We start from the raw sequence: 22,912 nt of genomic DNA on the forward strand, positions 1-22,912 counted from the left end.
GATGTATCGGTCCGATACATCGGGCCGGTTAATGGAAGGAGGCCGGGAGTGCTCGAACTGGCGATCCTGGGTCTCCTGCACGAGTCCCCGATGCACGGCTACGAGTTGCGCAAGCAGCTGACGACCAAGCTCGGGGCGTTCCGGTTCGCAATCAGCTACGGATCGCTCTACCCGACGCTGCGCCGCCTGCAGGCCGATGGCTGGATCACCGAGGGTGCGCCGCCCGCGAACATGCCGGCGGGCGCCGACGAGGTGCCCCTGCTCACCAGCAAGCGCGGCCGGGTGGTCTACACGATCACCGCGGAGGGCAAGGAGCGGTTCCAGGAGCTGCTCAGCGCCGCCGGACCCGAGACCTACGACAGCGAGGCCGGTTTCGGCGTGCACTTCGCGTTTTTCGCGCGCACCGACCGAGCGACCAGGCTGCGGATCCTCGAGGGCCGCCGGCGTCGCGTCGAGGAGCGTCGCGAGGGCATGCGCGACGTGCTCAGCCGGGCCGCCGAGCGGCTCGACGCCTACACGCTCGAGCTGCAGCGCCACGGCCTGGACGCCTGCGAGCGCGAGGTTCGCTGGCTCGAAGAGCTCATTGCGAACGAACGCAATGGCACCACCCCTCAGCCGCCTTCGGCACAAGATCCGGAGCGGTCATCGTGAACAACAAGAAGGAGGCATCCGCGATGAGCTCCGTCCGCGTTGCCATCGTCGGTGTCGGCAACTGCGCCTCGTCCCTGATCCAGGGCGTGGAGTACTACCGCAACGCCGACCCGAATGACCGGGTACCGGGTCTGATGCACGTCAAGTTCGGCGACTACCACGTCCGCGACATCGAGTTCGTGGCGGCGTTCGACGTCGACGCCAAGAAGGTCGGCCAGGACCTGGCCGCGGCCATCAGCGCGAGCGAGAACAACACGATCCAGTTCTGCGACGTCCCGCCGACCGGCGTGACCGTCCAGCGCGGCCCGACGCTCGACGGCATGGGTCAGTACTACCGCGAGATCGTCGAGGAGTCCGACGAGCAGCCGGTCGACGTGGCCGCCGCCCTGCGCGAGGCGCGGGTCGACGTGGTCGTGTCCTACCTGCCCGTGGGCTCCGAGGAGGCCGACAAGTTCTACGCGCAGGCCGCGATCGACGCCGGCTGCGCCTTCGTCAACGCGCTGCCCGTCTTCATCGCGTCCGACCCGGTGTGGGCGCAGAAGTTCACCGACGCGGGGCTGCCGATCGTCGGCGACGACATCAAGAGCCAGGTCGGGGCCACGATCGTGCACCGTGCGCTGGCGAAGCTGTTCGAGGACCGCGGGGTCGAACTGCTGCGCACGTACCAGCTCAACTTCGGCGGCAACATGGACTTCATGAACATGCTGGAGCGCACCCGCCTGGTCTCGAAGAAAATCTCGAAGACCCAGTCGGTGACGTCCCAGATCCCGCACGAGATGGTGAAGTCGGACGTGCACATCGGCCCGTCGGACCACGTGCCGTGGCTGGATGACCGCAAGTGGGCCTACATCCGCCTCGAGGGCAAGTCCTTCGGCGACACTCCGCTCAACGCCGAGCTCAAGCTCGAGGTGTGGGACTCGCCGAACTCGGCGGGCGTCATCATCGACGCGCTGCGCGCCGCGAAGATCGCCAAGGACCGCGGTATCGGCGGCCCGATCCTGTCGGCTTCGAGCTACTTCATGAAGTCGCCGCCGGTGCAGTACAACGACCACGACGCCCACGACTCGGTGGAGAAGTTCATCAAGGGCGAGATCGAGCGCTGAGAATTTGCGAGTGGGCCGGCCCTTCGGGGCCGGCCCATTTTGTCATCCCAGGCCGAACTCGCGCTCGATACGGACCCGGGCCTCGAGTTCGAGCAGCAGCTTCTTGCGCCACAGGCCGCCGCCGAAGCCGACCAGCTTGCCGTCGGCGCCCACGACGCGGTGGCAGGGAATGATGACCGGAATCGGGTTGTGGTTGCAGGCGGTGCCGACGGCGCGGGCCGCGTCCGGCTCGCCGACGGCGGCCGCGATCTGGCCGTAGGTGCGCATCTCGGCGTACGGAATCGCGGAGAGCTGCCGCCAGACGGCCCGCTCGAAATCCGAGCCGCCGCGCACCGACAACGGCACCGTGAATGTGACGTCCTCGCCGGCGAAATAGCGGGCGAGTTCGTCGGTGGCGCGCTTGAGCACCTCGTCCGGCTCGGCGGTCCGCGCGTTCGGCGGCACCCCGCCGAAATGAACCCGGCAGATGCCCTGATCGTCGACCGCGACGCCCAGCGCATCGATCGGCGCCTGCACTTCTACCCACCGCACCCGCCAATTCTGCCCCTTTCACCGACGACCTGGGTGGCGTGTCCCCGCTACCCTGCAGTTGTCCTGGTAGGAGGGGGTCCGTGGAGACGACGTTCCTGATCATCGGCGGGGCCGGCATCGTCGTGCTGGCGCTGTCCGTGCTCATCGGCGATCTTTTCCACTTCGGCCATCCCGACGCCGCCGGGCCGTTCTCGGTGCCCGCCGTCGCCGGCTTCATCGGTGCCTTCGGCTTCGCCGGCGCGGCCGTCGCGGCGGTGACCGGCTCCGACGGGCTGCTGGTGCCGGTCGCCGCGGGCGTCGTCGCGGCCGTGCCGACCGCCTGGCTCGCCACCCGCCTGGCCCGCCTGGCGATCAACATGCGCACCGACGCCACCCCGACCCAGCGGGACATGATCGGCACCACCGGCGTCATCGTGACGCCCATCACCGGCAACGGCTTCGGCGAGGTCCGCATCTCCCTCGGCGGCCAGCCCGTGAAGCTCAATGCCCGCGCCGACCGGCCCATCCCGCTCGGCGCCCGCGTCTTCGTGGTGGAGGCGACGAGCCCCACCAGCGTGATCGTGGAAGAGACCCCCCTCTAAATAAAGAAGGAAGCGGATGGACACAGTCCTGCTGGTCGCCATCGGTGGCGGCATTCTGTTGATCTTGTTCCTGGTGATCTTCATCGTCTCGCGGATCAAGGTGGCCGGGCCCAACGAGGCCTTCATCATCACCGGCCGCAAGGGCAAGTCGGTGCAGGGCGTCGACGGCACCCGCTCGACCGACCTCTCGGGCCAGAAGGTCGTCATGGGCGCTTCGGTCTTCGTGGTGCCGATCGTGCAGAAGCTTCAGGTCCTGGACCTCTCCAGCCGCCGCATCCACGTCGAGATCACCGGCGCGGTGAGCAAGCAGGGCATCCGCGCCAACCTGCAGGGCGTCGCGATCGTCAAGGTCGGCGGCACCGAGGACGCCATCCGCGCCGCGGCCCAGCGCTTCCTCAACCAGCAGCAGGGCATTGACCTGTTCACCAGCGAGGTCCTCGCCGGCGCCCTGCGCTCGATCGTCGGCCGGCTGACCATCGAGGAGATCATCCGGGACCGCACCGCGTTCGCCGGCGCGGTCGCGGAGGAGGCCGAGCACTCGCTCACCAACCAGGGCCTGGTGCTGGACACCTTCCAGCTGCAGGACATCTTCGCCGAGGGCTCCTACCTCGCCGACCTGGGCCGCCCCGAGGCGGCCCGGGTGGTGCGCGACGCGGCCATCGCCGAGGCGCACGCCCGCCAGGCCGCCGAGTCCGAGCGGCTCAAGGCCGAGGAGGCGATCGCCGAGGCCAACCGCAACCTGGCGCTCAAGCAGGCCGGCATCCAGGCCGAGATCGACGCGGCCAGGGCGAAGTCGGCCGCGGCCGGCCCGCTCGCGCAGGCCGAACGCGACCAGGCGATCCTCGGCGAGCAGCAGAAGGTGGCCGAGCGCAACGCCGAGCTCAAGCAGCGCCAGCTCGACACCGAGGTGCGCAAGCCGGCCGACGCCGAGCGGTACCGCGTCGAGCAGGAGGCCGAGGCGGCCAAGAACGCGGCGATCCTCAAGGCCGAGGCGCAGCGGCAGGCGACCATCGCGGCCGCGCAGGCCTCCGCTGAGCAGGCCCGCCTCACCGGTGAGGGCGAGCGGTCCCGCCGCGCCGCGCTCGCCGAGGCCAACGCCATCGAGGGTGCCAAGGAAGGTGAGGCGGAGCAGCGGCGCCGCGTCGCGATCGCCGAGGCGCTGGAGCGCGAGGGCGCGGCGGAGGCGTCGGCGATCCTGGCCCGCGGCCAGGCCGAGGCGGAGGCGATGCGGCTCAAGGCTGACGCGTTCGCCACCTACGGCGAGGCCGCGATCCTCGACCTGCTCGTGCGGGTGATGCCGGACGTGGTCAAGGCGGCCAGCGACCCGATGGGCAACATCGACCGCATGACGGTCATCTCGACCGACGGCGCGTCGTCGCTGTCCAAGTCGGTGGCGAACAACGTCGCCCAGGGTCTGCAGCTCGGCACCGATCTGACCGGCATCGACCTGCAGAAGCTGCTGAGCCGGCTCGGCGGGCTGGCCGGCGACGACGTCGTCGAGCCGGTCAACGGCAAGCCGGCCGTCGAGGCGCCCAAGTAACCCATACCTTCAGTTAGGGGACCCGCACCGTCCGGTGCGGGTCCCCTTCCGTTCGTGGGGGCCGCGTCGCCCGGCGGCGCCGTAGGCTTTTGCGGTGTCCACCGTCCTCGCCGCCCATGCACAGACCCATTTCGTACGGGCGGTGCTGCGGCAACGAGGCTTCCGGTGGCTGGTCGCCGTCCGGGTCGTGGCCCAGATCGGCGACGGGCTCTTCCAGGGCGCGCTGGCCGGCAGTGTCCTGTTCAACCCGGAGAAGCGGGCGGGGGGCCTGGCGATCGCGGCCGGCTTCGCGATCCTGCTGCTGCCGTACTCCCTGGTCGGCCCCTACGTCGGGGTGTTCCTGGACCGCTGGCGGCGCCGCTCGATCATCAGCGTCGGCAACCTGGTCCGCACGCTGCTGGTCCTGCCGATCGCGTTCTACATCTGGCGGGGCGAGCACTCGCCGGTGCCGTTCCTGCTCGCCCTGATCGTGATCGGCCTCAACCGGTTCTTCCTGGCCGGCCTCTCCGCCGCGACGCCGCACGTGGTGCCCGACCGGGGCCTGGTGACCGCGAACTCGTTCGCCGGCACGCTGGGCTCACTCAGCTTCTCGCTGGGCATCGGAGCGGGCGCGACGCTCATCAAGACGGTCCTGGCCACGTCGTTTCACGGATACGCGCTCGTCGCCGGCCTCGCCGGGTTCTTCTACCTCGCCTCCGCGCTGCTCGGGCGGGCCTCGTTCGGCCCGGACGAACTCGGCCCGGACGACGCCGACCGGCGGGGCGGCTCGATCCTGACCGCGCTGCGCGAGACCAGCCTGGGCACCGTGGCCGGGGTCCGGCACCTGGCCGCCCGGCGCGGAGCGGCGTTCCTGGTGCTGGCGCAGGCGACATTCCGGCTGCTGTACGGCGTGATCCTGCTCGCCTGCCTGCTGCTGTTCCGCACCGTGTTCAACCACGGCGACGACCCGACGGGCTCCTTCGGCACCATCGCGAACGCGTTCCTGGCCGGCGGCGTCGGCATGGTCATCGCCTCGTTCGTGACGCCCGCGCTCTCGCGCCGCATCGGCGGCTGGCGCTGGGTGACGGCGGTGCTGATCGCGACCGGGGCGGCGATCCTGGGCTTCGGGCTGCCGTTCGACCCGGTGCTCCTGCTCGGGGCGGTGTTCGTCACCAACCTGGCCGCGCAGGCCATCAAGATCGTGACCGACACCGCGCTGCAGCACGAGTGCGCGGACGAGTTCCGCGGGCGGGTGTTCAGCATCAACGACACCGCGTTCAACGTGACGCTGGTCGCCGGGATGTACCTCGGGGCGCTCACCCTGCCCGACACCGGCCGCTCGGCCGCGGTGCTCGGCACCGTCGCGCTCGGCTACGTGTTGGCCGGGGTGGGCTACGCGGCGCTGGGCGGCCGCTGGGCCCGCCGGGTCGGCGACGACATCGCCGGCCCGGCCGGGCGTTAGCTCGTCAGTACGACGAACTGGTCTTCTTCGCGGTCATGTTGACCTGCGACGTGCTCATCGTGAGGTTGTCGCCGTTGCAGGTGTACTTCGCCGGGTTGTCGTCCGTCGTGAACGGCTCGGTCTCGTCGTAGTTGATCGACGGCGCCTTGGTGTTCAGGGTGCCCGTCGACTGCAGGTTCTGATACGCGATGCTGCCGGCCGTCGTCGAGACGTTCCCCGTGACCGTCGCGTTCACCGTGAGCGTGATCGCGACCACCGTGCCCGAGACCGTCGGGTTGCCGATGAGGGTGGTGTCCTTGTACGTCTCGGTCATCTTGCCGTCGGGCGTGTACTTGAGCACCGAGCCGTTCTCTTTCAGCGTGATCGGCACGTTGCCGACGCCGTCCATCGCCACCTGCTGGGTGTATGTCTTCGTCTGCCACGTGCCGACCAGGCACTCGTCGATCGTCGCGGCGGCCTTGGTGGTCGCCTTGTCGGTGGCCGTCGGGCCGCCGTTGGTCGGGTTGGCCGCCGGGTCCTTCTTGTCGTCGCCGTTCTTGAGCGCGGCGACGACCACGATCGCGACGACGAGGAGGACCAGGACGCCGGAGAGCGCCAGGATCGGCATCAGGAACTTGTTCCGGCCGCCGCCCGAGGAGGACGAGCCGCCGTACGTCGAGCCGTAGGCGGTGGGCGGGGCCGAGATCGGGTCGTTGTATGAGGGTGGAGCCGAGTATGAAGGTCCGGAGCTGGTGGGGTATCCGGCATAGGGCTGCTGTCCGCCGTACGGCCCGCCGCTGTACGGCGTGCCGCTCGTCGGCTGCTGGGGCGCCTGCGGGACGCCCCGATATGTGCGGCACTGCGTGCAGTAGCCGTTCGCATCGATGCCCATGCCGCCGCAGGTTGGACACGGCTGCATGTCTGCCTCCAGTTTCAGGTCTTCCGGGAGTACCGGCCCAGGGCTTGCGGCCGACGAAGGGGGATTTACGTGTTAGCGACGGTAGCCCACCGGGTCTACGCACAGAACCGGCTGAATCGCCACATGCACGACGCATGGGAGGTCGGGGTTCCGACAACCTGGTGCTATTGAGCAACAGGTGACGAGGTGGTGGCATTTTGTAGTCGTACGATTACGCAATGTCAACGCCACCGGAGCCCGGCGACGCGCGGCCGCCAGAGCTCGCCGAACCGCTTCCGCCGTCCGCACCCGAGCCCGGCGTCCCGGGGGCCGTGCGGCCCGAGTCGCTGCGGTCCTCGGCGCCGTACTCCGCCAAGGAGCCCCCACAGTTCCCGCCGCCTTCCCCGCCGGCAGCCCTGCCGCCCGGCGAAGCCGGTGACGGTGGTCGACGACGCCGGCTGGTGCCGGTCGCCGGCGGCGCGGTGCTCGCCCTGGCCGTGGTCGCCGTCGTGGCGTACCTCGCGATCGGGCCCGGCCACGACGACACCGAGTCGCTCGGTGGCCTGGTCGCGACCGGTCCGGCCGCCTCGGGCCGCGGCCTGGCACCCCAGGTCGGCGCGCCGCTGACCACCGACGCCGGCAGCGCCCCGGCGGCCGGCCCGACGGGCGTCCGCTCGTCGCAGCCCGCCGGGGTGCCCTGCGCGTACAGCTCGGCCGAGCGCGGCCAGGGCGACACGCGCCTCATCGCGACACCCGCGCCGAAGGCCACCCTGACCGGCCGGGTGAACGCCACGATCCAGACGAACCTGGGACCGGTCGGCATCCAGCTGTACGCCGACCGCGCCCCCTGCACCGTGAACTCCTTCGTGCACCTCTCGCGCGACGACTTCTACAGCGACACGCCGTGTCACCGGCTCACCACGGACGGGTTGTACGTGCTGCAGTGCGGCGATCCGAGCGGCACCGGGACCGGCACGCCCGGCTACCAGTTCGGCGAGGAGAACCTGCCGACGACCGTGCCGCCCTACCCGCGGGGCACGATCGCGATGGCCAACGCGGGTCCGGGAACGAACGGGTCGCAGTTCTTCGTGGTGTACAAGGACAGCGACATCCCGCCCGACTACACCGTCTTCGGCACCGTGACCAGCGGGATGGACCTGCTCGACCGGATCGCCGCCGGCGGCACGACCACGGGGGAGCCGGACGGCCCGCCGAAGCTGGCCGTCCAGATCAGCGAGATCCGGGTGGCGTGACGCCCTCCGCCGCGGCCCACCGCAAGAGCTCGGCGACGGCCTCGTCGTGCTCGAGCGGGCCGTGCTCCAGGCGCAGCTCCTTGAGGTGGCGCCAGGCGCGGCCCACGATCGGGCCGGGCGGCACCCCGAGCAGCTCCATGATCGCGTTGCCGTCGAGGTCGGGCCGGACCCGGGCCAGGTCCTCCTCGGCGGCGATGCGCGCGATCCGCTCCTCCAGCGCGTCGTAGTCGGCCGCGAGCTGCGCCGCCTTGCGCCGGTTGCGCGTGGTCACGTCCGAGCGGGTCAGGCTGTGCAGCCGGGGCAGCAGCGGGCCGGCGTCGGTCACGTAACGCCGGACGGCCGAGTCCGTCCACTCTCCGCGGCCGTACCCATAGAAGCGCAGGTGCAGCGCCACGAGCTCGGCGACGTCGGAGATCACGTCCTTCGGGAACTTCAGCGCCTTCATCCGCTGCTTGGTCAGCCGGGCCCCGACGATCTCGTGGTGGTGGAAGCTCACCCCGCCGTCCGGGCCGACCGCCTTCGTGGCCGGCTTGCCGATGTCGTGCATCAGGGCCGCCATGCGCAGCGTGAAGTCGGGGCCCTCGCGCTCGAAGCCCATCGCGTTGCGCACGACGATCAGCGTGTGCTCGTAGACGTCCTTGTGCTGGGCGTGCTCGTCGATCTCCAGCTTGAGGCCGGCCAGCTCCGGCAGGAACTGCTCGGCGAGGCCGGTGTCGACCAGCAGCCGCAGGCCCGCGAGCGGGTCCTGGCCGCACATGAGCTTCATGAACTCGTCGCGGATCCGCTCGGCGGTGATCCGGCCGAGGTCGGGCGCCATCGCGGTCATCGCGGCGCGGACCTCGGGCGCGACCGCGAAGCCCAGCTTGCTCACGAACCGCGCGGCGCGAAGCATCCGCAGCGGGTCATCGGCGAACGACTCCTCCGGCCGGCCCGGCGTGCGCAGCACCCCCTGGGCCAGGTCGTTCAGGCCGCCATACGGGTCGGAGAACTCATGCTCCGGCACCGACACCGCCATCGCGTTGACGGCGAAGTCGCGCCGGCGCAGGTCTTCGGCAAGGCTGTCGCCGAAGCGGACGATCGGGTTGCGACTGACGCGGTCGTACGCGTCCGCGCGGAACGTCGTGACCTCGATGCGCAGCCCGCGGCGGGCCAGCCCGATCGTGCCGAACTCCTGGCCGGTGGTCCACACCGCCTCGGCCCACCCGTCGATGATCTTCAGGGTCTGCTCGGGCCGGGCGTCGGTGGTGAAGTCCAGGTCCTCGCCCAGCTTGCCCAGCAGTGCGTCGCGGACCGAGCCGCCAACCAGGTGCAGCTCGTGGCCGGCCCGGGCGAACCGGTGGCCGAGCTCGTCGGCAATGGGGGAGACACGCAGCAGCTCATGCACGGCGTGGCGCTGGGCATCGTTCAGGGCGCGGATGGTCTCGGGCATCGGTCGATCAGCCTATCGCGACGGGGGAAGCAGGCACCGAGGGTAGCGGTCCGATGTGCGTCGGGTCGCGTGATAATCGGCGGCCCCTCGGAAGTGTCGGGGGGTGCCACTATGGTCTGTGCTGCGAGTCGGTGGCAGAGCGGACGTATGGCCGAGTTGGGGTGTGGCGCATGGATCCGGGGACGGACCCGGCACAGCGGGACCGCTGGAGCAACGAGCCGACCGTTTCGCTGCGGCCGGGCGAGTCCGCGCCTCCCGCGGCGGAGTTCCCGGCCGAGCCGCCTGAGCCGCCACGACGGCGGGCCGGTGCCCACCGGGCGCCCGAGGAGGCCACGGAGGTCCTGCCGCCGCCCGAGTCGTCGGCCGGGCCCACCCAGATCGTTCCGCCGCCGGGTGAGGGCTTCGGGGGTGGCCCGACGGTCGTTTCGCCCTCTGCGGGGCCCACCCAGATCGTTCCACCGCCCGGGGAGAGTTTCGCGGGCGGACCGCCGATCGCTCCACCGCCCGGTGAGGGCTTCGCGGGTGGACCGACGCAGGTGCTGCGGCCCCAGCCGCCCGCGCACCCACGGCCACCGGCGCCGCCTCCGGCCGGGCCCCTCGACCCGGGCCAGACCGTGCGGCTGCACGTGGGGCGCCGCCCTGAGGGAATGGCCATCGACCCCGCCAACGCGCCGACCGTCGCTCTGCCGCTGGTCATGTCGCGGCCGCAGGTCGTCGTCGACGCGCCGGTCGTCGAGGAGTCCGCGCCGCCGACCGCGGCCGACGACGACAGCACCGGCACCGTGGTGCGCAACAGCAGCACAATGGCGATCCTGAGCCTGGTCAGCCGGGCCACCGGGTTCATCCGGGCGGCGGCGATAGCTGCGGCCATCGGCGGCCAGGTGGTCGGCGACGACTACACGCTCGCCAACAACCTGCCCAACCAGGTCTACGAACTGCTCCTCGGCGGCGTCCTGGCCAGCGTGCTCATCCCGACGCTGGTGCGGGCCCGCAAGGAGGAGCCCGACCGCGGCGAGGCCCACGCCCAGCGCCTGCTGACCCTGGCCGCCGTCGCGCTCGGCGCGGCCACCCTGATCGTGGTCGTCGCGGCCCCGCTCATCACGGCGATCTACACGCTCGGCAACGACAAGGTCACGTCGGCCGACCGGCACCTGATCACCGTGCTGGCCTACCTGCTGCTGCCGGAGATCTTCTTCTACGGCCTGGCCGGCATCTTCGCCGCGATCCTCAACGTGCGCGGCCACTTCGCCGCCCCGATGTGGACGCCGATCCTCAACAACATCGTCATCATCGTCACCGCCGGCGTCTTCATCCTGGTGCGCGGCGGCGGCCTGCCCACCGCGGAAACGATCACCCTCACCCAGATCCTCGTGCTCGGCCTGGGCACCACGCTCGGCATCATCGTGCAGGCGGCCGGCCTGTGGCCAGCCATGCGCAAGACCGGGTTCCGGTGGAAGTGGCGTTTCGACTTCCGCAAGCTGCAACTGCGGGAGCTCGCCAAGCTGAGCTCCTGGATGCTGCTCTACGTCGGCGTCTACCAGCTGGGCATCACGGTCGTCATGGCGCTGGCCAAGAACAACCAGCTCCGCGGCGGCGAGGGCCCGGCGGTGTTCAACAACGCCTTCCTGATCTTCATGATGGCCCACGGCATTGTGGCGGTGTCCGTCATCACGGCGATCATGCCCCGCATCTCCGCCGCCGCCGCGGACGGCCGCTTCGGCGACGTCACCGACCAGCTGGCCCAGGGCAGCCGCCTGGCCTCGGTGATCCTCATCCCCGCCGCCGCGATCTACGTGGTCCTCGGCCGCCCGCTCGCCGTGACGCTGTTCAACTGGGGCAGCTACGACTACGACCAGTCCCTGGCCACCGGCTCGGTGGTGGCCGCGGCCGGCCTGGGCCTGGTCCCCTTCGCCCTGAGCCAGATGCAGACGAGCGTCTTCTACGCCATGCGCGACACGAAGACGCCCGCGCTGGTCAACATCGGCGGCGTGGCCATCCGCCTGATTCTGGACATCGGCTTCTACGTGCTCCTGCCAGTCGCCGTGGTGACGACGTCGCTGATGGTGGGCACCGCCCTGTCCTTCGTCGCGGCCCTCATCGTCGGCTACGTGCTCCTGCGCCGCCGCCTGGGCCGCCTGGGCCTACGCCGGCTGCTGGACACCCTGATCCGCCTGACCGCGGCCGCCGTCGCCGGCGGCCTGCTGGCCCTAGGGGTGTCCTGGCTGATCGGCCAGATCATCGACCCGGGCAAGCTGCAGGGCATCGTCCAGCTGATCTTCGGCAGCGCGGTCCTCGTAGCGGTCTACGCGGCGGCCGCGATCTTCCTGAAGGTGCCGGAGGTCCGCCAGTTCGCCGGCATGATCCGCTCCCGCCTGGGCCGCTGAGACCCCGCCCGGGCCGCCCGGCCGCTGAGGGCGCTCGGCCGCTGAGGGCGCTCGGCCGCTGGCCGCTGAGGCCCGCCTGAGCCACTCGACCGCCGAGGCCCCGCCCGGGCCGCGCGACCGCTGAGGGCCACTGCGGCCTGCTCGGCCGACGAGGCTTGTCGGGCCCGTTTCAGCCGCTGAGGCCCGCCCGAGCCGCTCGACCGCCGAGGCCCCGCCCGGGCCACCCGGCTGCTGAGGGCCGCCTGAGCCGCTCGGCCGCCGAGGCCCCGCCCGGGCCGCGCGACCGCTGAGGGCCACTGCGGCCTGCTCGGCCGACGAGGCTTGTCGGGCCCGTTTCAGCCGCTGAGGCCCTGCCCGGGCCGCTCGGCCGCTGAGGCCCTGCCCGGGCCGCCCGGCCGCTGAGGGCCGCCTGAGCCGCCCGGCCGCTGAGGCCCGCCTGAGCCGCTCGGCCGCCGAGGCCCCGCCCGGGCCGCCCGGCCGCTGAGGGCCGCTGCGGCCTGCTCGGCCGATGAGGCCCGTCCGGGCCGTTTCAGCCGCCGAGGCCCGCCTGAGCCGCGCGACGGCCCCGAACACGTCGGCGTCGCGCTTCGGGCCGCTGAGACCCGCCCGAGCCGGTCGGCCGCTGAGACCCGCCTCGGCCGCGGAGGGCGCTGGGGCTCGCTCGGCCGCTGCCAAGGTCCGGACCTATCCCACCCGGCCGGCGACTCGACGTGTGGGCCGGATCGCTCGGCGATCGGTGGCTCATCGACACGTCCACCTCTGGGTGACCGGAGAGACGGATCTCATTCGGCGGTCTGGTTGAACCCTTCAGGGCGTCGGGCGCGTGTGACCTCTGTGCGGCGCGTGCGGTCTTGGCTCCGAGGGGCGGCGGGATCGGCGATTCGTCACATTTGTCGAGTACCGGTGGGCGCGAATGGGCCGGTCGCGCGGTGGGGTGCGACGAATCCCTGAAAATTGGGTGAAGCGTAAATGACCGTCATGTCCTGACATGGGTGATCAATTGGCCCTGCACGGGGTGGTCCGGAGATGATGACGTGTCGGAGACCGAAGAGGCGACAGGTAAGGTCAACCCCGGCGCCCTGCCGAAGCGCTTAGGCTTAGTGACTGCGACTCGCGTTACGACGGACGCCACAGGTCGGCACACGGATCGGAAGGGAGGACGGGTGGCTGAGCTCGACGAAGGGCTGGAGGCTGGGGGCATCCCTCAGGTCCTGACCTTCGGCATCCCATCCGTCGGTGAAATCCTTGCCGAGCGATACCAGCTCGAAGAACACATCGGCAGCGACTCGCTGGGCCGCCAGCTCTACCGCGGCATCGACGTCATCCTGCGCCGCCCGGTGGCGGTCGTCACACGCTACCCCGGCGGGGAGAGCGCCAAGGAGATGCTGGCCGCAGCGGTCGCCGCCAGCCGGATCGTGCACCCGCACCTCGTCGGCGTGTATGACGCCATCGACGAGGGTGGCCGGGCTTATGTCGTGCGCGAGTGGGTGGACGGCATCGCGCTGCGGGACATCGTCGCGTCCGGGCCCCTCGACGCCGGGCGGTCGGTCGCGATCGCCTGGGCCGTCACCGACGCGGTGGCGGCGCTGCACGGGACCGGCATGGCGCACGGCAACGTGCACCCCGGCACGGTCCTGGTTGCCCACGACGGGCGCGTGGTGCTCACCGACGCCCGAGCCGACGACGGCGCCACGCCCGAGGCGGACATCAGGACGATCGGCGCCATTCTCTACTGCGCGCTGACGGGCTACTGGCCGCACGCCGAGGCCGGGTCGTATTCGGCTCCCGACGGCGTGCGCGACTCCTCCGGTGCGCTGCAGTCGCCGCGCCAGGTGCGCGCCGGCGTCCCGGCGCACCTCGACTCGCTCGTCGCCGACCTGCTCAATCCCGATCTTCCGCTGCCCTCGGCCGAGTCACTCGCGGGCGAGCTCGCCTCGTTCGGCTCCTTCGACGAGGAGGACATGGCGGCCGAGGAGGGCGGCGGGCGCGTCGACTTCGACGCCTTCGACTCCGCAGCGGCGTCGCCTGCCCCGCCGAAGCCGGCCGGGCGCAAGCTCGCCGTGGGTGTCGTGGGCCTGCTCGTGCTCGCGCTGGCCGGCACGCTCGCCGCCGCGCGGGTGCTGGGTGACCCCGCCACGCCGGAGACGTCCTCGTCCGGGCCGCCGCCGGGGCCGAGTTCGTCGCAGCAGGCCAAGCCGGCCGGGCAGCCGGTCGAGTTCAAGATCGATCCGTCGAAGGTGCGCATCGTCGACCCGGCTGGCGACCGCACCGAGGTCAAGGACGCGGCCAAGACGGTCGACGGCGACGCCAACACGGTGTGGAAGACCGACCGCTACAACAGGGCCGACTTCGGCGGCAAGAAGCCCGGCATGGGCGTGTGGATCGACCTCGGCGAGGAGAAGCAGGTCGTCTCCGTGAAGGTCCAGCTCCAGACGCCCGGCGCCGACGGCGAGCTGCGCATGGGGACGCAGGACCTGGGCAGCGGCTCGGCGCAGGACCAGCAGACCGTGGCGCAATACCGGGCGGTCGGCTCGCGGCAGGGCATGAACGCCACCACGTTCTTCAACGGGCCGGAGCAGAAGACGCGATATCTGCTGGTGTGGATCACGAAGCTGCCCAAGGACAGCGCCGGCGGATACCGCGCGTCTATCGGAGAGATAACCGTCCTGGTGCAGTGACCCCACGAACCGGTCGTGGTCGATAGGGTGCGACCCGTGGACGCTGCCGAGCTGGGCCCGCGCGACTCGCGCGACGACGCCTCGCTGCTGCGCGCCCACGCGGACGGCGACCCGAACGCGTTCGCCGAAGTCGTGCGCCGGCACCGGGACCGGCTCTGGGCGGTCGCCCTGCGCACGCTCGGCGACCGCGAGGAGGCCGCCGACGCTCTGCAGGACGCGCTGCTGTCGGCGTTCCGGTCGGCGGGGAGCTTCCGCGGCGACTCGGCGGTCACCACCTGGCTGCACCGGATCGTGGTCAACGCCTGCCTGGACCGGGTCCGGCGCCGTCAGGCCCGTCCGACCGTACCGTTGCCGGAGACCGACACCACCACGGCGCCCGCGCCCGACCGCGACACGGCCATGGACGTGCGCCAGGCCCTCCAGCAACTGCCGGTCGACCAGCGCGCCGCGCTCGTGCTGGTCGACGTGCAGGGATACGCGGTCGCCGAGGCGGCCGTGATGCTGGGCGTCGCGGAGGGCACCATCAAGAGCAGGTGCGCGCGCGGCCGGGCCCGGCTCGCGCTGCTCCTGGGCCACCTGCGGAACCCCGCCGACGGCGGCCGCGTCCCAACGGAGGCGGCCGCGACCGAGGCGGCGGCCCGCGCGCGGCTCGACGGCTCGGCCGGCCGGTCCGTCGCGGCCGAGGCACCATTCGCGTCCGGAAAGGAGGGTGGCGCGTGACGGCCTTCTCCGAAGCCGACCTCGACCGGCTCGCCGACTTCGTCGGCGGGGCGCTGGACGGCACCCCGGAGGCGGATGACGTGCGTCACCTGGTGAGCACAGATGTGAGCTGGGCCGAGGCCTACGCGATGCTCGTCTCGGCCGACGCCGCCGTGCGTGACGAGCTGCACGCGCTGGGGGCGCAGGCACAAGAAGTACCGCTGGATGTGCAGCAGCGACTGGACGCGGCCCTGGCGTCGGCGGTCAGCGCGCCCCCGGCGGACGCCCCCGTCGTCGATCTTGCGCGGGCGCGCGAGGCACGCAAGCGCCGCCGGATGCGCTGGGCCGCCGGGCTCGCGGCGGCCGCCGCGGTGATCGTGTGCGGTGGCGTCGGCGTGCAGGTGATCCGATCGGGCGTCACGAGCAGCAAGGACCAGTCCACGGCGGCGGCGCCGAACATCGCGTCCCGGCCCGACGGCGGGGGGGCGGAGAACTACGGCTCGTCCGCGGGGGCGGGCTCGGGCTCGGGCGTCATGAGCAGCGGCCGCGACTACAGCCGGCGCACACTCGGCGACCTGGCCGCCGGCATCCCGAAGACGCAGACGCGCAACAACCTGGAGCAGGGCGTCGGCGCCAGCACGGCACAGGGCGACGTCAGGGCGCAGGCGAGCGTGCCGGGCCCCTTGTCGCGACTCGGCGATCCGACCGCGCGGGCCGCGTGCCTCGGCGCCATCACCAAGGAATACGGTGGTCAGGTGGCGCTGGTCGACTACGCCGCGTTCGAGGGGCAGCCGGCGCTGATCGTCGTCGTCGACGGCTCGCGGACCGCGGCGGGCAAGCGCCTCGTGATCGTCGTCGGGCCGGACTGCGGCACCGGCGGGGCGATCGCCGACGAGCGCTACCGCACCACCGCCCCGTAGTGGTGATGTGGCACACGAGTCACCGTCCACCGGGAATGGCCGGTTCGTAGGATGACGTTTTGCTGGCACAGGCTGAATTCGAGGAGTCGACCGTGGACGAGGTCCGCAACCTGATCATCGTGGGGTCCGGTCCGGCCGGTTACACGGCTGCGGTCTATGCCGCCCGCGCCAATCTGAAGCCGCTGGTGATCGAGGGGGTGACCTCGGGCGGCGCGCTGGTGACGACGACGGAGGTCGAGAACTTCCCCGGCTTCCCGGACGGCATCAACGGGCCCGAGCTCATGGACAACATGCGCAAGCAGGCCGAGCGGTTCGGGGCGGAGTTCATCACCGACGACGCCACCCGCGTCGCGCTGGAAGGCCCGGTCAAGAGCGTGTGGATCGGCGAGACGGAGTATCGCGGGAAGGCCGTGATCCTGGCCACCGGCTCCGCCTGGCGCCCCCTGAACGTCCCCGGCGAGCAGGAACTGCTCGGCCGCGGCGTGTCGTCCTGCGCCACCTGTGACGGCTTCTTCTTCCGCAACGAGAACATCGTGGTGATCGGCGGCGGCGACTCGGCGATGGAGGAGGCGACCTTCCTCACCCGCTTCGCCACCAAGGTCACCATCATCCACCGGCGCGACGAGTTCCGCGCCAGCAAGATCATGGCCGAGCGTGCGCTGGCCAACGAGAAGATCGAGGTCCTCTGGAACAGTGTCGTGACGGAGGTCCTGGACGGCGGCGGGCGCGTCGGCGGCATCAAGGTCAAGAACACGGTGACCGGCGAGGAGAGCGAACTGCCGGTGGCCGGCGTATTCGTCGCGATCGGCCACGACCCGCGCAGCGAGCTGTTCCGCGGCCAGGTCGAGCTCGACGACGAGGGCTACGTGAAGGTGGCCGCGCCGAGCACCCGCACCAACATCGAGGGCGTCTTCGCCGCCGGCGACGTCGTCGACCACACGTATCGGCAGGCGATCACCGCGTCCGGCACGGGCTGCGCCGCGGCCCTCGACGCCGAGCGGTTCATCGCGGCCCTGTGAGGGGCACAGAGTAGAGCTAGCGAGCTTGAGAGAAGGAGAGCGCATGGGAGCCATCCAGCCCGTCAGCGACAAGACCTTCGAGGTCGACGTCCTCAAATCGGATATTCCGGTTCTGGTGGACTTCTGGGCCGAATGGTGCCAGCCGTGCCGCAAGATCGAGACCATGCTGAACGAGATCGCCGCCGGCGAGCTCGCCGACAAGGTGAAGATCGTGAAGGTCGACATCGACAGCAACCCCGAGACCGCGCGGGCCTACCAGGTCCTGTCGGTGCCGACGCTGACCGTGTTCAAGGGCGGGGAGCCGTTCCGCTCGGTCGTGGGCGCCAACCCCAAGAGTGCGCTGGTCCGGCTCATCGAGTCGGCGCTCGACCCGGCCTGATCCCGGCTCTCCGTCCGCGTTGCCCCGCCCCCGCTGGTCCGGAGGCGGGGCATTTCGCTGGTGCCTCGGCCCGCGCCGGGGCGCGGTGACGAGGTTGTGGGGGTACGCTGCCTCGCGGACGCGGCGCCGCATGGGTCATTCGCCCGGGCACGTACGATTCCGTCGCGGGGCCAGAGGCTTTCAGGAGGACACATGCGTGCAATCCGGCGCGGGGCGCGGGGAGCGGCGGTTGCCGAGATCCGCGGCATTCTTGTCGTGCTGGAGCTGCTGGAGGACCTCTCGCGCACCGATCCGTCGCGGGACGATCCGGAGTACGGCGCCGACGTCGAGCGGGCCGTGCGCGCGTTCCAGCAGAGCCGCGGCCTGACCGTCGACGGCGAGGTCGGCGACGAGACCTGGCGCGCCTTGGACTCGGCTCGCTGGCGGCTCGGCCAACGCGCCCTGTTCCACACCGTCGCCGACCCCTACATCGGCGACGACGTACGGCAGTTGCAGGAGCGGCTGCTCGAGATGGGCTACAACCCCGGGCGCGCCGACGGCATCTACGGCGGCCGCACCGCCCACGCCGTGGCCCAGTTCCAGCGCGAGGTCGGCCTGCGCCCGGACGGCGAGTGCGGCCCCGCCACCGTCGGCGCCCTGCGCCGCCTCGGCCGCAAGGTCATCGGCGGCCGCCCCCAGCTCCTGCGCGAGGCCGAGGCCTTCCGCGAGTCCGGCCCGACCCTCCTCGGCAAGCGCATCGTGATCGACCCCGGGCACGGCGGCCCCGACACCGGCAACGTCGTCCCCGACGGCCCGCTACGGTGGGTGGAGGCCGATCTCGTGTATGACCTCGCGGCCCGTCTGGAGGGCCGTCTGGCGGCCGCGGGGATGCGGGTGAACCTCACCAGGGGTCCGCAGCCGACGAGCGCTCTGAGCGATCGTGACCGGGTCCAACTCACCAACGAGCTCGGCGCCGACCTTCTCATCTCGATCCACATCGACGGCCACCCGACCCCGTCCGCCGACGGCGTCGCGACCTACCACTACGGGTCCGTCTCCGGCCCCACCTCCGTCGTGGGGGAGCGGCTGGCCGGCCTGGTGCAGCGCGAGATCGTCGTCCGCACCGGGCTGCGGGACTGCCACACCCACCCGAAGACGTGGGAGCTGCTGCGGCTGACCCGGATGCCGGCCGTCCGGGTCGACGTCGGCTACCTCACCTCGCCCTCGGACCGGCAGCAGCTGATCGATCCCGCTTTCCGCGACCGGGTGGTGGAGGCCATCATGGCGGCAGTGCAGCGGATGTACCTGCCTGTCGAGGCCGACGTCCCGACGGGCTCGATCGACGTCAGCCTGCTGCGGGCGCTGACGGGTTCCGCCGCTCCGACGGCGTCCTAGAACGGCACTCCCCAGCGCGCCTCGGATGTTCGTCGCTGCCGTTGGGCGACTGGGTTCGTGCCTGTTGATGGCGCAGCGCGCTGCTGTTTCTTCGTCCCCGGCCCAGACATCCTGGGGTCTTCGACACCGTATGCGCCTGGTTCACCGTCTCCTGGCCCGCAGGCCTTCACCGCGCCGGGCCTTCATCCCGCGCCGCAGGGATTCCTCTCATGCCTGGTCCATGACGATGCCGGTCGGGCAACTCTCTCGTTGCCTGGCGCCGAACTGTCTGTCTGGCTGTTCGCTCCCGGCCCCCGGTCCGATCGCCTGCGGCTCAGCCTGAGGTCATTTCCCTAGTCGCCGGACGGACCGGAAGAACCGGACGAAGCAGCGATTCCGGGCTCATCGACCCGAGCAGCTTCTCCAGGGCATACTCAACGTCCGACTTCCAGGACAGAGCGGTTCGAAGCTCCAGGCGGAGCCGGGGATAACGCGGATGCGGCCGTACGGTCTTGAAGCCGATCGACAGGAAGAAGTCCGCCGGCGCGAGGCACCCGCGCTCGTTGCGCCCGGCCTCGTCGACCTCCCCGAACTTCGCGTCCCCGAACGCCTCGATCGCCTTGACCCCGCGCTTGGTCAGATCGCGCGCCACGCCCTGCACGAGCATCCGCCCGAGCCCACCGTCGGCGAACGGCTGGACGACATGGGCGGTCATCAGCAACACGGCATCGGGCGAGACCGGCGAGGTGGGGAACGCCATGCTCCGAGGCACGTACGCCGGCGGCGCGAACATGACGAAGCCGGCCGGCATGCCGTCCACGTACACGAGCTTGCCGCACGAGCCCCACTCGAGCAGCGTCTGCGAGACCCAGGCCTCTTTCTCCAGCCCCGGGTCCCCGTTGGCGCAGGCACGGTCGGCAGCGACCGGATCGAGTTCCCAGAACACACACTCGCGGCACGAACGAGGAAGATCCTCGAGGGTGTCCAGCGTCAGACTGACGAGACGTCGCGACATTGGCCCATCTCCACCGCACCCGGCATTAGCTCGTCACGATAGTACGCACTCACGACACGCCGCGGGACCCATCCGACAACAGTTCGCCCATCGCCAAGGCAGTTCCCCTCCCTGAAGCATCGACGCTCGCAGTCCCGATCCGAACACGCAGCGTTCGCCGCCCTGGCCAGCGCCTTTCATCCCACCCCCGAGCCGGCGGGCTTCGTCGCCCGTTCCGGTCAACGCGGCTTTCTCAGGAGATCAACCTGAACCGGGGGCAGCGGTTCTCCCGCTCGGGTAGAGGACGCAGGTTGGCAGGGTCCACCCGAACGGCCTCGTCGTGGCGGCGCGTCAGGTCGTGGCCGCCGGACATGGTCAGCGGTTTCGTTCTCTCCGCGCCGCGGCCTAGGCTCTTCTGTGCTTCCCGGCAGGCTGGCGGTTCCTTCTCCGCCATCCGCGAGCCTCGGGTTACGGCTCTTCTGCACGGCCGCGGCTCGCCTGAACCCCATGTCCTCCCCGCGGGCTGCGGCGGTTCTCCTCGCCCGGATCGGCACAGCTTGCGTCTCGCCACGACTGCGTGCCGTTTCCCTGGCGCCTGTCCAAGCCAGATTCCGTTCCACCTGGCCGGACCGAGTCCACGAGTTCTGGGGGGGCAACGGGACGCCGCAAAGCAGCCCAAGACGACCTCGCCGCGCCTGGCATACGACCGACCGGGGATGAACCCGACCAGCGTACGTAAGCGTCGTTGCGTTCGGCTCGGACGCGTTCCGAGGCAGCTCCACCGCCAGTTCCGTAACCCGTCGGCAGCGCGCCACGCCTATCGACGGCTCCCCACGGTCTGGCCTGTCGGCCGGTCGTTGAGCCATCCGACGGATGTCGGGTCAGCCCAGGTCCTAAACCGAACGCGTGACTCGCCTACGCCGCCTGCCCGGCGGATCAGGGTTCGAGTGGGGGGCGGATCAGGGTTGGATTGGGGAACGCTCGTGCTGTGCTGAGCCACCGCCCTTCGCTTCTCGTTCTTCCGCCGTGCTGTCCGGGGCGTCGCCGTTGCCCTCGGCCGGCTCGGGGACGACGACGTCGCTGTTCTCCTCGGTCGCGGCAGCCGGCTCCAGAGCGTCGTCGGGCTGGGCCTCGGCCTCTCGCTCGGCGAGGCTGGTCGGGGCGGTCCAGTTGATGCGCGGCGGCTCGGCGAGCGGGCGCCCACCGAACTCGGCGAGCCACGCGGCGACCAGTGCCAGGTTCTCGCGCCAGCGGTCCTCGGGGATCGGCGGCAGAATGTCATCCCACAACGCGAGGAACGTGCCCTGCAGCTGCAGCCGCCCATAGGGCCGGGCGAGGAACCACACATGCAGGTGCGCCGCGCCATCGCCCCAGCGGTTCACGTGAACCCGGGCCACTCCGTCGAGTGAGCGGATCGCACGCTCGAGACGCACGGTCATGACACCGAGCTCGGCCGCGAGCATGTTCGGCAGGTCACCGAGGTCGAGGTGCGAGCGCGACTCGAGGATCAGCACCGCCGGAAGCCCGGTCGGGCGATCGAGAGCACGGACCCGCCAGCGGTCACTCACCCAGATGTACGCCTCATCCGGCGCCGCACACGCCCGGCACTCGGCGGGATTGTCGCCGTGGCGCGGGGGCTCTACCGGAACAGGATCGAGGAGGCGCTTGACGCGGATATCGCCCTCGAAGGGAAACGTCGGCCAGTACGTGAAAGCGGGGAGTTGTTGTGGTTGCTGCGGCGAGTCGGGCACGAAGGTGACCCTAGCCGACGGCGGGGGCTGATGTCCGCACCCTGTGGATAAGACGGCGGGTTATCCACAGGTTCGGGGATGGTCTTGTGGACACCGCCTCGGTGGTGCTGGACTTGACGGGCAACTTCATCCACAGGCCATCGGTCCGTCTAGCACGTGGTTTCACGTGAAACAGCTGAGCCTGTGGATAACCCCTGTGGATAATCTTCGCTCAGAGCCATTCTCTCAAGATTCCTCGACGGTCGGATTTTCGTGCCGACGGCTTCCAAACGCCCCATTTTCACAACGTGATCCGCCCTCCCGACTCGTTCGCTGAGTTTTGCCTCATCCGACACGCTTCTGGCTCAGGCAGTCCGAGCCACAACACGCACCAGCCGTTCCGCCTCTCAATGTCCTCGCAGCCACTCGTCGCAAACTCGTAGCCACGCGTCAAAGGAGATCGCGACGATCCCGCTAGGGAAAGACGACCGGGCTGGATAAAGGGGTAAGCGAACAGAGCCGGTCGAGCACTGTGGAGCATGGCACGGCCCGCGTGGCCGAATGGTCGGCCCCGCGCGCGGACCGATGGCGACTTGTGCGTCTACGACCCGTTCCTCCCCGCACGCGGCGGCCTCTCGGGAAACTCGGCGTCGGCAGGTAGGCAAGCGCGGCAAAATTGGCGACACGGCGCGGGCAGGGCGCAACTGGCGGCATTGTGACCAGGCGCAGTCGGTTGAGCCGTGGGCGGCGCCGGTCGCGTATGGGCCATCGACGCAAACCAGACCGGTAAAGGGGCCGACGAGCCAGTCGACGCGGGCCGAGCGGGCGACGCGGGCCGAATGGGCGCGCCAAGCCGGACGGCACAGATCGGACAGGCGGCCTAGTGCAGCACCGCGTTAGTTCGTCGGGGGCCATGCGGCCCTTGAGTGGGGTGCCGCGTCGTAGGTCCATCGGTAGGGCTTGGCAGTGGTGTTCTTCTCGATCACGTAGGTTTCGATCTTGTTGACGAGGTCGTGCGGGAGTTGAAGTCGCCGTGGCGGACGACCCGGCGGGTGAGCGCGGAGAAGTACAGCTCGATCTGGTTGAGCCAGGAGGCGTGGACTGGGGTCCAGTGGACGTGCCAGCGGGGGTGCGCGGCGAACCAGGCGCGGGTGGCCTTGGCGACGTGGGATGACCCGTTGTCCACGACCACGTAGATCTGGTGGCCGGGGTCAATGGACGCATCGAGCATGGCCAGGAAGCGACCGCCCCGCCGGCCCGGGCCGGGCCGGCGGGGCGGTCGGGGTGTTTGCGGGACCGGGCAGCGATCGCGGTCTTCTCGTCGATGGACGGCGCGACCGCGCCGGGCGG

19 protein-coding genes are annotated in these 22,912 nt (G+C 70.9%); 13 read left to right on the top strand and 6 right to left on the bottom strand.

Annotation, left to right across the window (positions count from 1 at the left end; all coding sequences use genetic code 11):
* The first annotated feature begins 48 nt into the window (after positions 1 to 48).
* Positions 49 to 651 carry a PadR family transcriptional regulator gene (locus tag ACQPY0_RS58655; RefSeq protein ID WP_432982556.1) on the top strand — a complete coding sequence of 201 codons (603 nt, stop codon included), beginning with the start codon at positions 49 to 51 and terminating at the stop codon, positions 649 to 651.
* A gap of 23 nt (positions 652 to 674) precedes the next feature.
* A complete protein-coding gene (locus ACQPY0_RS58660; RefSeq protein WP_432982559.1) occupies positions 675 to 1,754 on the top strand; it encodes an inositol-3-phosphate synthase in 1,080 nt (359 codons plus the stop codon).
* A 42-nt stretch (positions 1,755 to 1,796) separates the two neighbouring features.
* Here the strand turns inward: ACQPY0_RS58660 and ACQPY0_RS58665 are convergent, their stop codons facing one another.
* Positions 1,797 to 2,285, bottom strand: a complete 489-nt coding sequence (locus tag ACQPY0_RS58665) for a methylated-DNA--[protein]-cysteine S-methyltransferase (RefSeq protein ID WP_432982562.1) — start codon at positions 2,283 to 2,285, stop codon at positions 1,797 to 1,799.
* Between the two features lie 80 nt (positions 2,286 to 2,365).
* Here ACQPY0_RS58665 and ACQPY0_RS58670 point away from each other — a divergent pair, with 80 nt between their 5' ends.
* From ACQPY0_RS58670 to ACQPY0_RS58680, 3 genes are all read left to right on the top strand, one after another.
* Positions 2,366 to 2,866 (top strand): NfeD family protein, encoded by a 501-nt coding sequence (locus ACQPY0_RS58670; protein ID WP_432982565.1) that lies wholly within the window; start codon positions 2,366 to 2,368, stop codon positions 2,864 to 2,866.
* A 16-nt stretch (positions 2,867 to 2,882) separates the two neighbouring features.
* Positions 2,883 to 4,406, top strand: a complete 1,524-nt coding sequence (locus ACQPY0_RS58675; RefSeq protein WP_432982568.1) for a flotillin family protein — start codon at positions 2,883 to 2,885, stop codon at positions 4,404 to 4,406.
* A gap of 94 nt (positions 4,407 to 4,500) precedes the next feature.
* Positions 4,501 to 5,847 (top strand): MFS transporter, encoded by a 1,347-nt coding sequence (locus ACQPY0_RS58680; RefSeq protein ID WP_432982571.1) that lies wholly within the window; start codon positions 4,501 to 4,503, stop codon positions 5,845 to 5,847.
* A gap of 4 nt (positions 5,848 to 5,851) precedes the next feature.
* Here the strand turns inward: ACQPY0_RS58680 and ACQPY0_RS58685 are convergent, their stop codons facing one another.
* Positions 5,852 to 6,718: a hypothetical protein gene (locus ACQPY0_RS58685; RefSeq protein WP_432982574.1), complete on the bottom strand. Its 867-nt coding sequence runs from the start codon at positions 6,716 to 6,718 to the stop codon at positions 5,852 to 5,854.
* Positions 6,719 to 6,963: 245 nt separating this feature from the next.
* On the opposite strand from ACQPY0_RS58685, the gene ACQPY0_RS58690 reads away from it, so the two are divergent.
* A complete protein-coding gene (locus tag ACQPY0_RS58690; RefSeq protein WP_432982577.1) occupies positions 6,964 to 7,977 on the top strand; it encodes a peptidylprolyl isomerase in 1,014 nt (337 codons plus the stop codon).
* Here the strand turns inward: ACQPY0_RS58690 and ACQPY0_RS58695 are convergent.
* A complete protein-coding gene (locus ACQPY0_RS58695; protein ID WP_432982580.1) occupies positions 7,955 to 9,406 on the bottom strand; it encodes a CCA tRNA nucleotidyltransferase in 1,452 nt (483 codons plus the stop codon). The two genes, ACQPY0_RS58690 and ACQPY0_RS58695, sit on opposite strands and share 23 nt — an antisense overlap.
* 170 nt (positions 9,407 to 9,576) lie before the next feature.
* Between ACQPY0_RS58695 and murJ the strand changes: the two genes are divergently transcribed.
* The 7 genes from murJ to ACQPY0_RS58730 all read left to right on the top strand — a co-directional run bounded on the left by murJ (position 9,577) and on the right by ACQPY0_RS58730 (position 18,859).
* Positions 9,577 to 11,790, top strand: coding sequence for a murein biosynthesis integral membrane protein MurJ (gene murJ / locus ACQPY0_RS58700; protein ID WP_432982583.1), 2,214 nt, complete (start codon positions 9,577 to 9,579; stop codon positions 11,788 to 11,790).
* A 1,163-nt stretch (positions 11,791 to 12,953) separates the two neighbouring features.
* Positions 12,954 to 14,468 (top strand): protein kinase family protein, encoded by a 1,515-nt coding sequence (locus ACQPY0_RS58705; RefSeq protein ID WP_432982586.1) that lies wholly within the window; start codon positions 12,954 to 12,956, stop codon positions 14,466 to 14,468.
* Between the two features lie 36 nt (positions 14,469 to 14,504).
* Complete coding sequence (sigM, locus tag ACQPY0_RS58710) at positions 14,505 to 15,188, top strand: RNA polymerase sigma factor SigM (RefSeq protein WP_432982589.1); 684 nt, start codon at positions 14,505 to 14,507, stop codon at positions 15,186 to 15,188.
* Positions 15,185 to 16,087 carry a hypothetical protein gene (locus tag ACQPY0_RS58715; protein ID WP_432982592.1) on the top strand — a complete coding sequence of 301 codons (903 nt, stop codon included), beginning with the start codon at positions 15,185 to 15,187 and terminating at the stop codon, positions 16,085 to 16,087. Before sigM ends, ACQPY0_RS58715 begins: the two co-directional genes overlap by 4 nt.
* 92 nt (positions 16,088 to 16,179) lie before the next feature.
* On the top strand, positions 16,180 to 17,106 hold the full coding sequence (trxB, locus tag ACQPY0_RS58720; protein WP_432995880.1) for a thioredoxin-disulfide reductase: 927 nt from the start codon (positions 16,180 to 16,182) through the stop codon (positions 17,104 to 17,106).
* Between the two features lie 43 nt (positions 17,107 to 17,149).
* A complete protein-coding gene (trxA, locus tag ACQPY0_RS58725) occupies positions 17,150 to 17,485 on the top strand; it encodes a thioredoxin (protein WP_345120626.1) in 336 nt (111 codons plus the stop codon).
* Positions 17,486 to 17,677: 192 nt separating this feature from the next.
* Positions 17,678 to 18,859, top strand: coding sequence for an N-acetylmuramoyl-L-alanine amidase (locus ACQPY0_RS58730; protein ID WP_432982596.1), 1,182 nt, complete (start codon positions 17,678 to 17,680; stop codon positions 18,857 to 18,859).
* 313 nt (positions 18,860 to 19,172) lie between these two features.
* Here ACQPY0_RS58730 and ACQPY0_RS58735 read toward each other — a convergent pair whose 3' ends face one another.
* The 3 genes from ACQPY0_RS58735 to ACQPY0_RS58745 all read right to left on the bottom strand — a co-directional run bounded on the left by ACQPY0_RS58735 (position 19,173) and on the right by ACQPY0_RS58745 (position 22,793).
* The gene (locus tag ACQPY0_RS58735) at positions 19,173 to 19,853 is read right to left on the bottom strand and encodes a GNAT family N-acetyltransferase (RefSeq protein ID WP_344616646.1); all 681 of its coding nucleotides are present in this window, start codon (positions 19,851 to 19,853) and stop codon (positions 19,173 to 19,175) included.
* 938 nt (positions 19,854 to 20,791) lie between these two features.
* Complete coding sequence (locus ACQPY0_RS58740) at positions 20,792 to 21,583, bottom strand: hypothetical protein (RefSeq protein ID WP_432982599.1); 792 nt, start codon at positions 21,581 to 21,583, stop codon at positions 20,792 to 20,794.
* Positions 21,584 to 22,544: 961 nt separating this feature from the next.
* Positions 22,545 to 22,793, bottom strand: a complete 249-nt coding sequence (locus ACQPY0_RS58745; protein ID WP_432982602.1) for a transposase — start codon at positions 22,791 to 22,793, stop codon at positions 22,545 to 22,547.
* Positions 22,794 to 22,912 lie beyond the last annotated feature (119 nt).

Origin of the sequence: Dactylosporangium sp. CA-233914 (genome assembly GCF_050942935.1) — a bacterium.
GTDB lineage: Bacteria > Actinomycetota > Actinomycetes > Mycobacteriales > Micromonosporaceae > Dactylosporangium.

Excerpts from the sequence above, each read along its gene's own strand:
- ACQPY0_RS58695 (WP_432982580.1), bottom strand. The coding sequence starts at position 9,406 with ATGCCCGAGACCATCCGCGCCCTGAACGATGCCCAGCGCCACGCCGTG.
- ACQPY0_RS58730 (WP_432982596.1), top strand. The coding sequence starts at position 17,678 with ATGCGTGCAATCCGGCGCGGGGCGCGGGGAGCGGCGGTTGCCGAGATC.
- ACQPY0_RS58690 (WP_432982577.1), top strand. The coding sequence starts at position 6,964 with ATGTCAACGCCACCGGAGCCCGGCGACGCGCGGCCGCCAGAGCTCGCC.
- ACQPY0_RS58745 (WP_432982602.1), bottom strand. The coding sequence starts at position 22,793 with ATGCTCGATGCGTCCATTGACCCCGGCCACCAGATCTACGTGGTCGTG.
- murJ (WP_432982583.1), top strand. The coding sequence starts at position 9,577 with ATGGATCCGGGGACGGACCCGGCACAGCGGGACCGCTGGAGCAACGAG.
- trxA (WP_345120626.1), top strand. The coding sequence starts at position 17,150 with ATGGGAGCCATCCAGCCCGTCAGCGACAAGACCTTCGAGGTCGACGTC.
- ACQPY0_RS58675 (WP_432982568.1), top strand. The coding sequence starts at position 2,883 with ATGGACACAGTCCTGCTGGTCGCCATCGGTGGCGGCATTCTGTTGATC.
- ACQPY0_RS58660 (WP_432982559.1), top strand. The coding sequence starts at position 675 with ATGAGCTCCGTCCGCGTTGCCATCGTCGGTGTCGGCAACTGCGCCTCG.
- ACQPY0_RS58685 (WP_432982574.1), bottom strand. The coding sequence starts at position 6,718 with ATGGGCATCGATGCGAACGGCTACTGCACGCAGTGCCGCACATATCGG.
- ACQPY0_RS58735 (WP_344616646.1), bottom strand. The coding sequence starts at position 19,853 with ATGTCGCGACGTCTCGTCAGTCTGACGCTGGACACCCTCGAGGATCTT.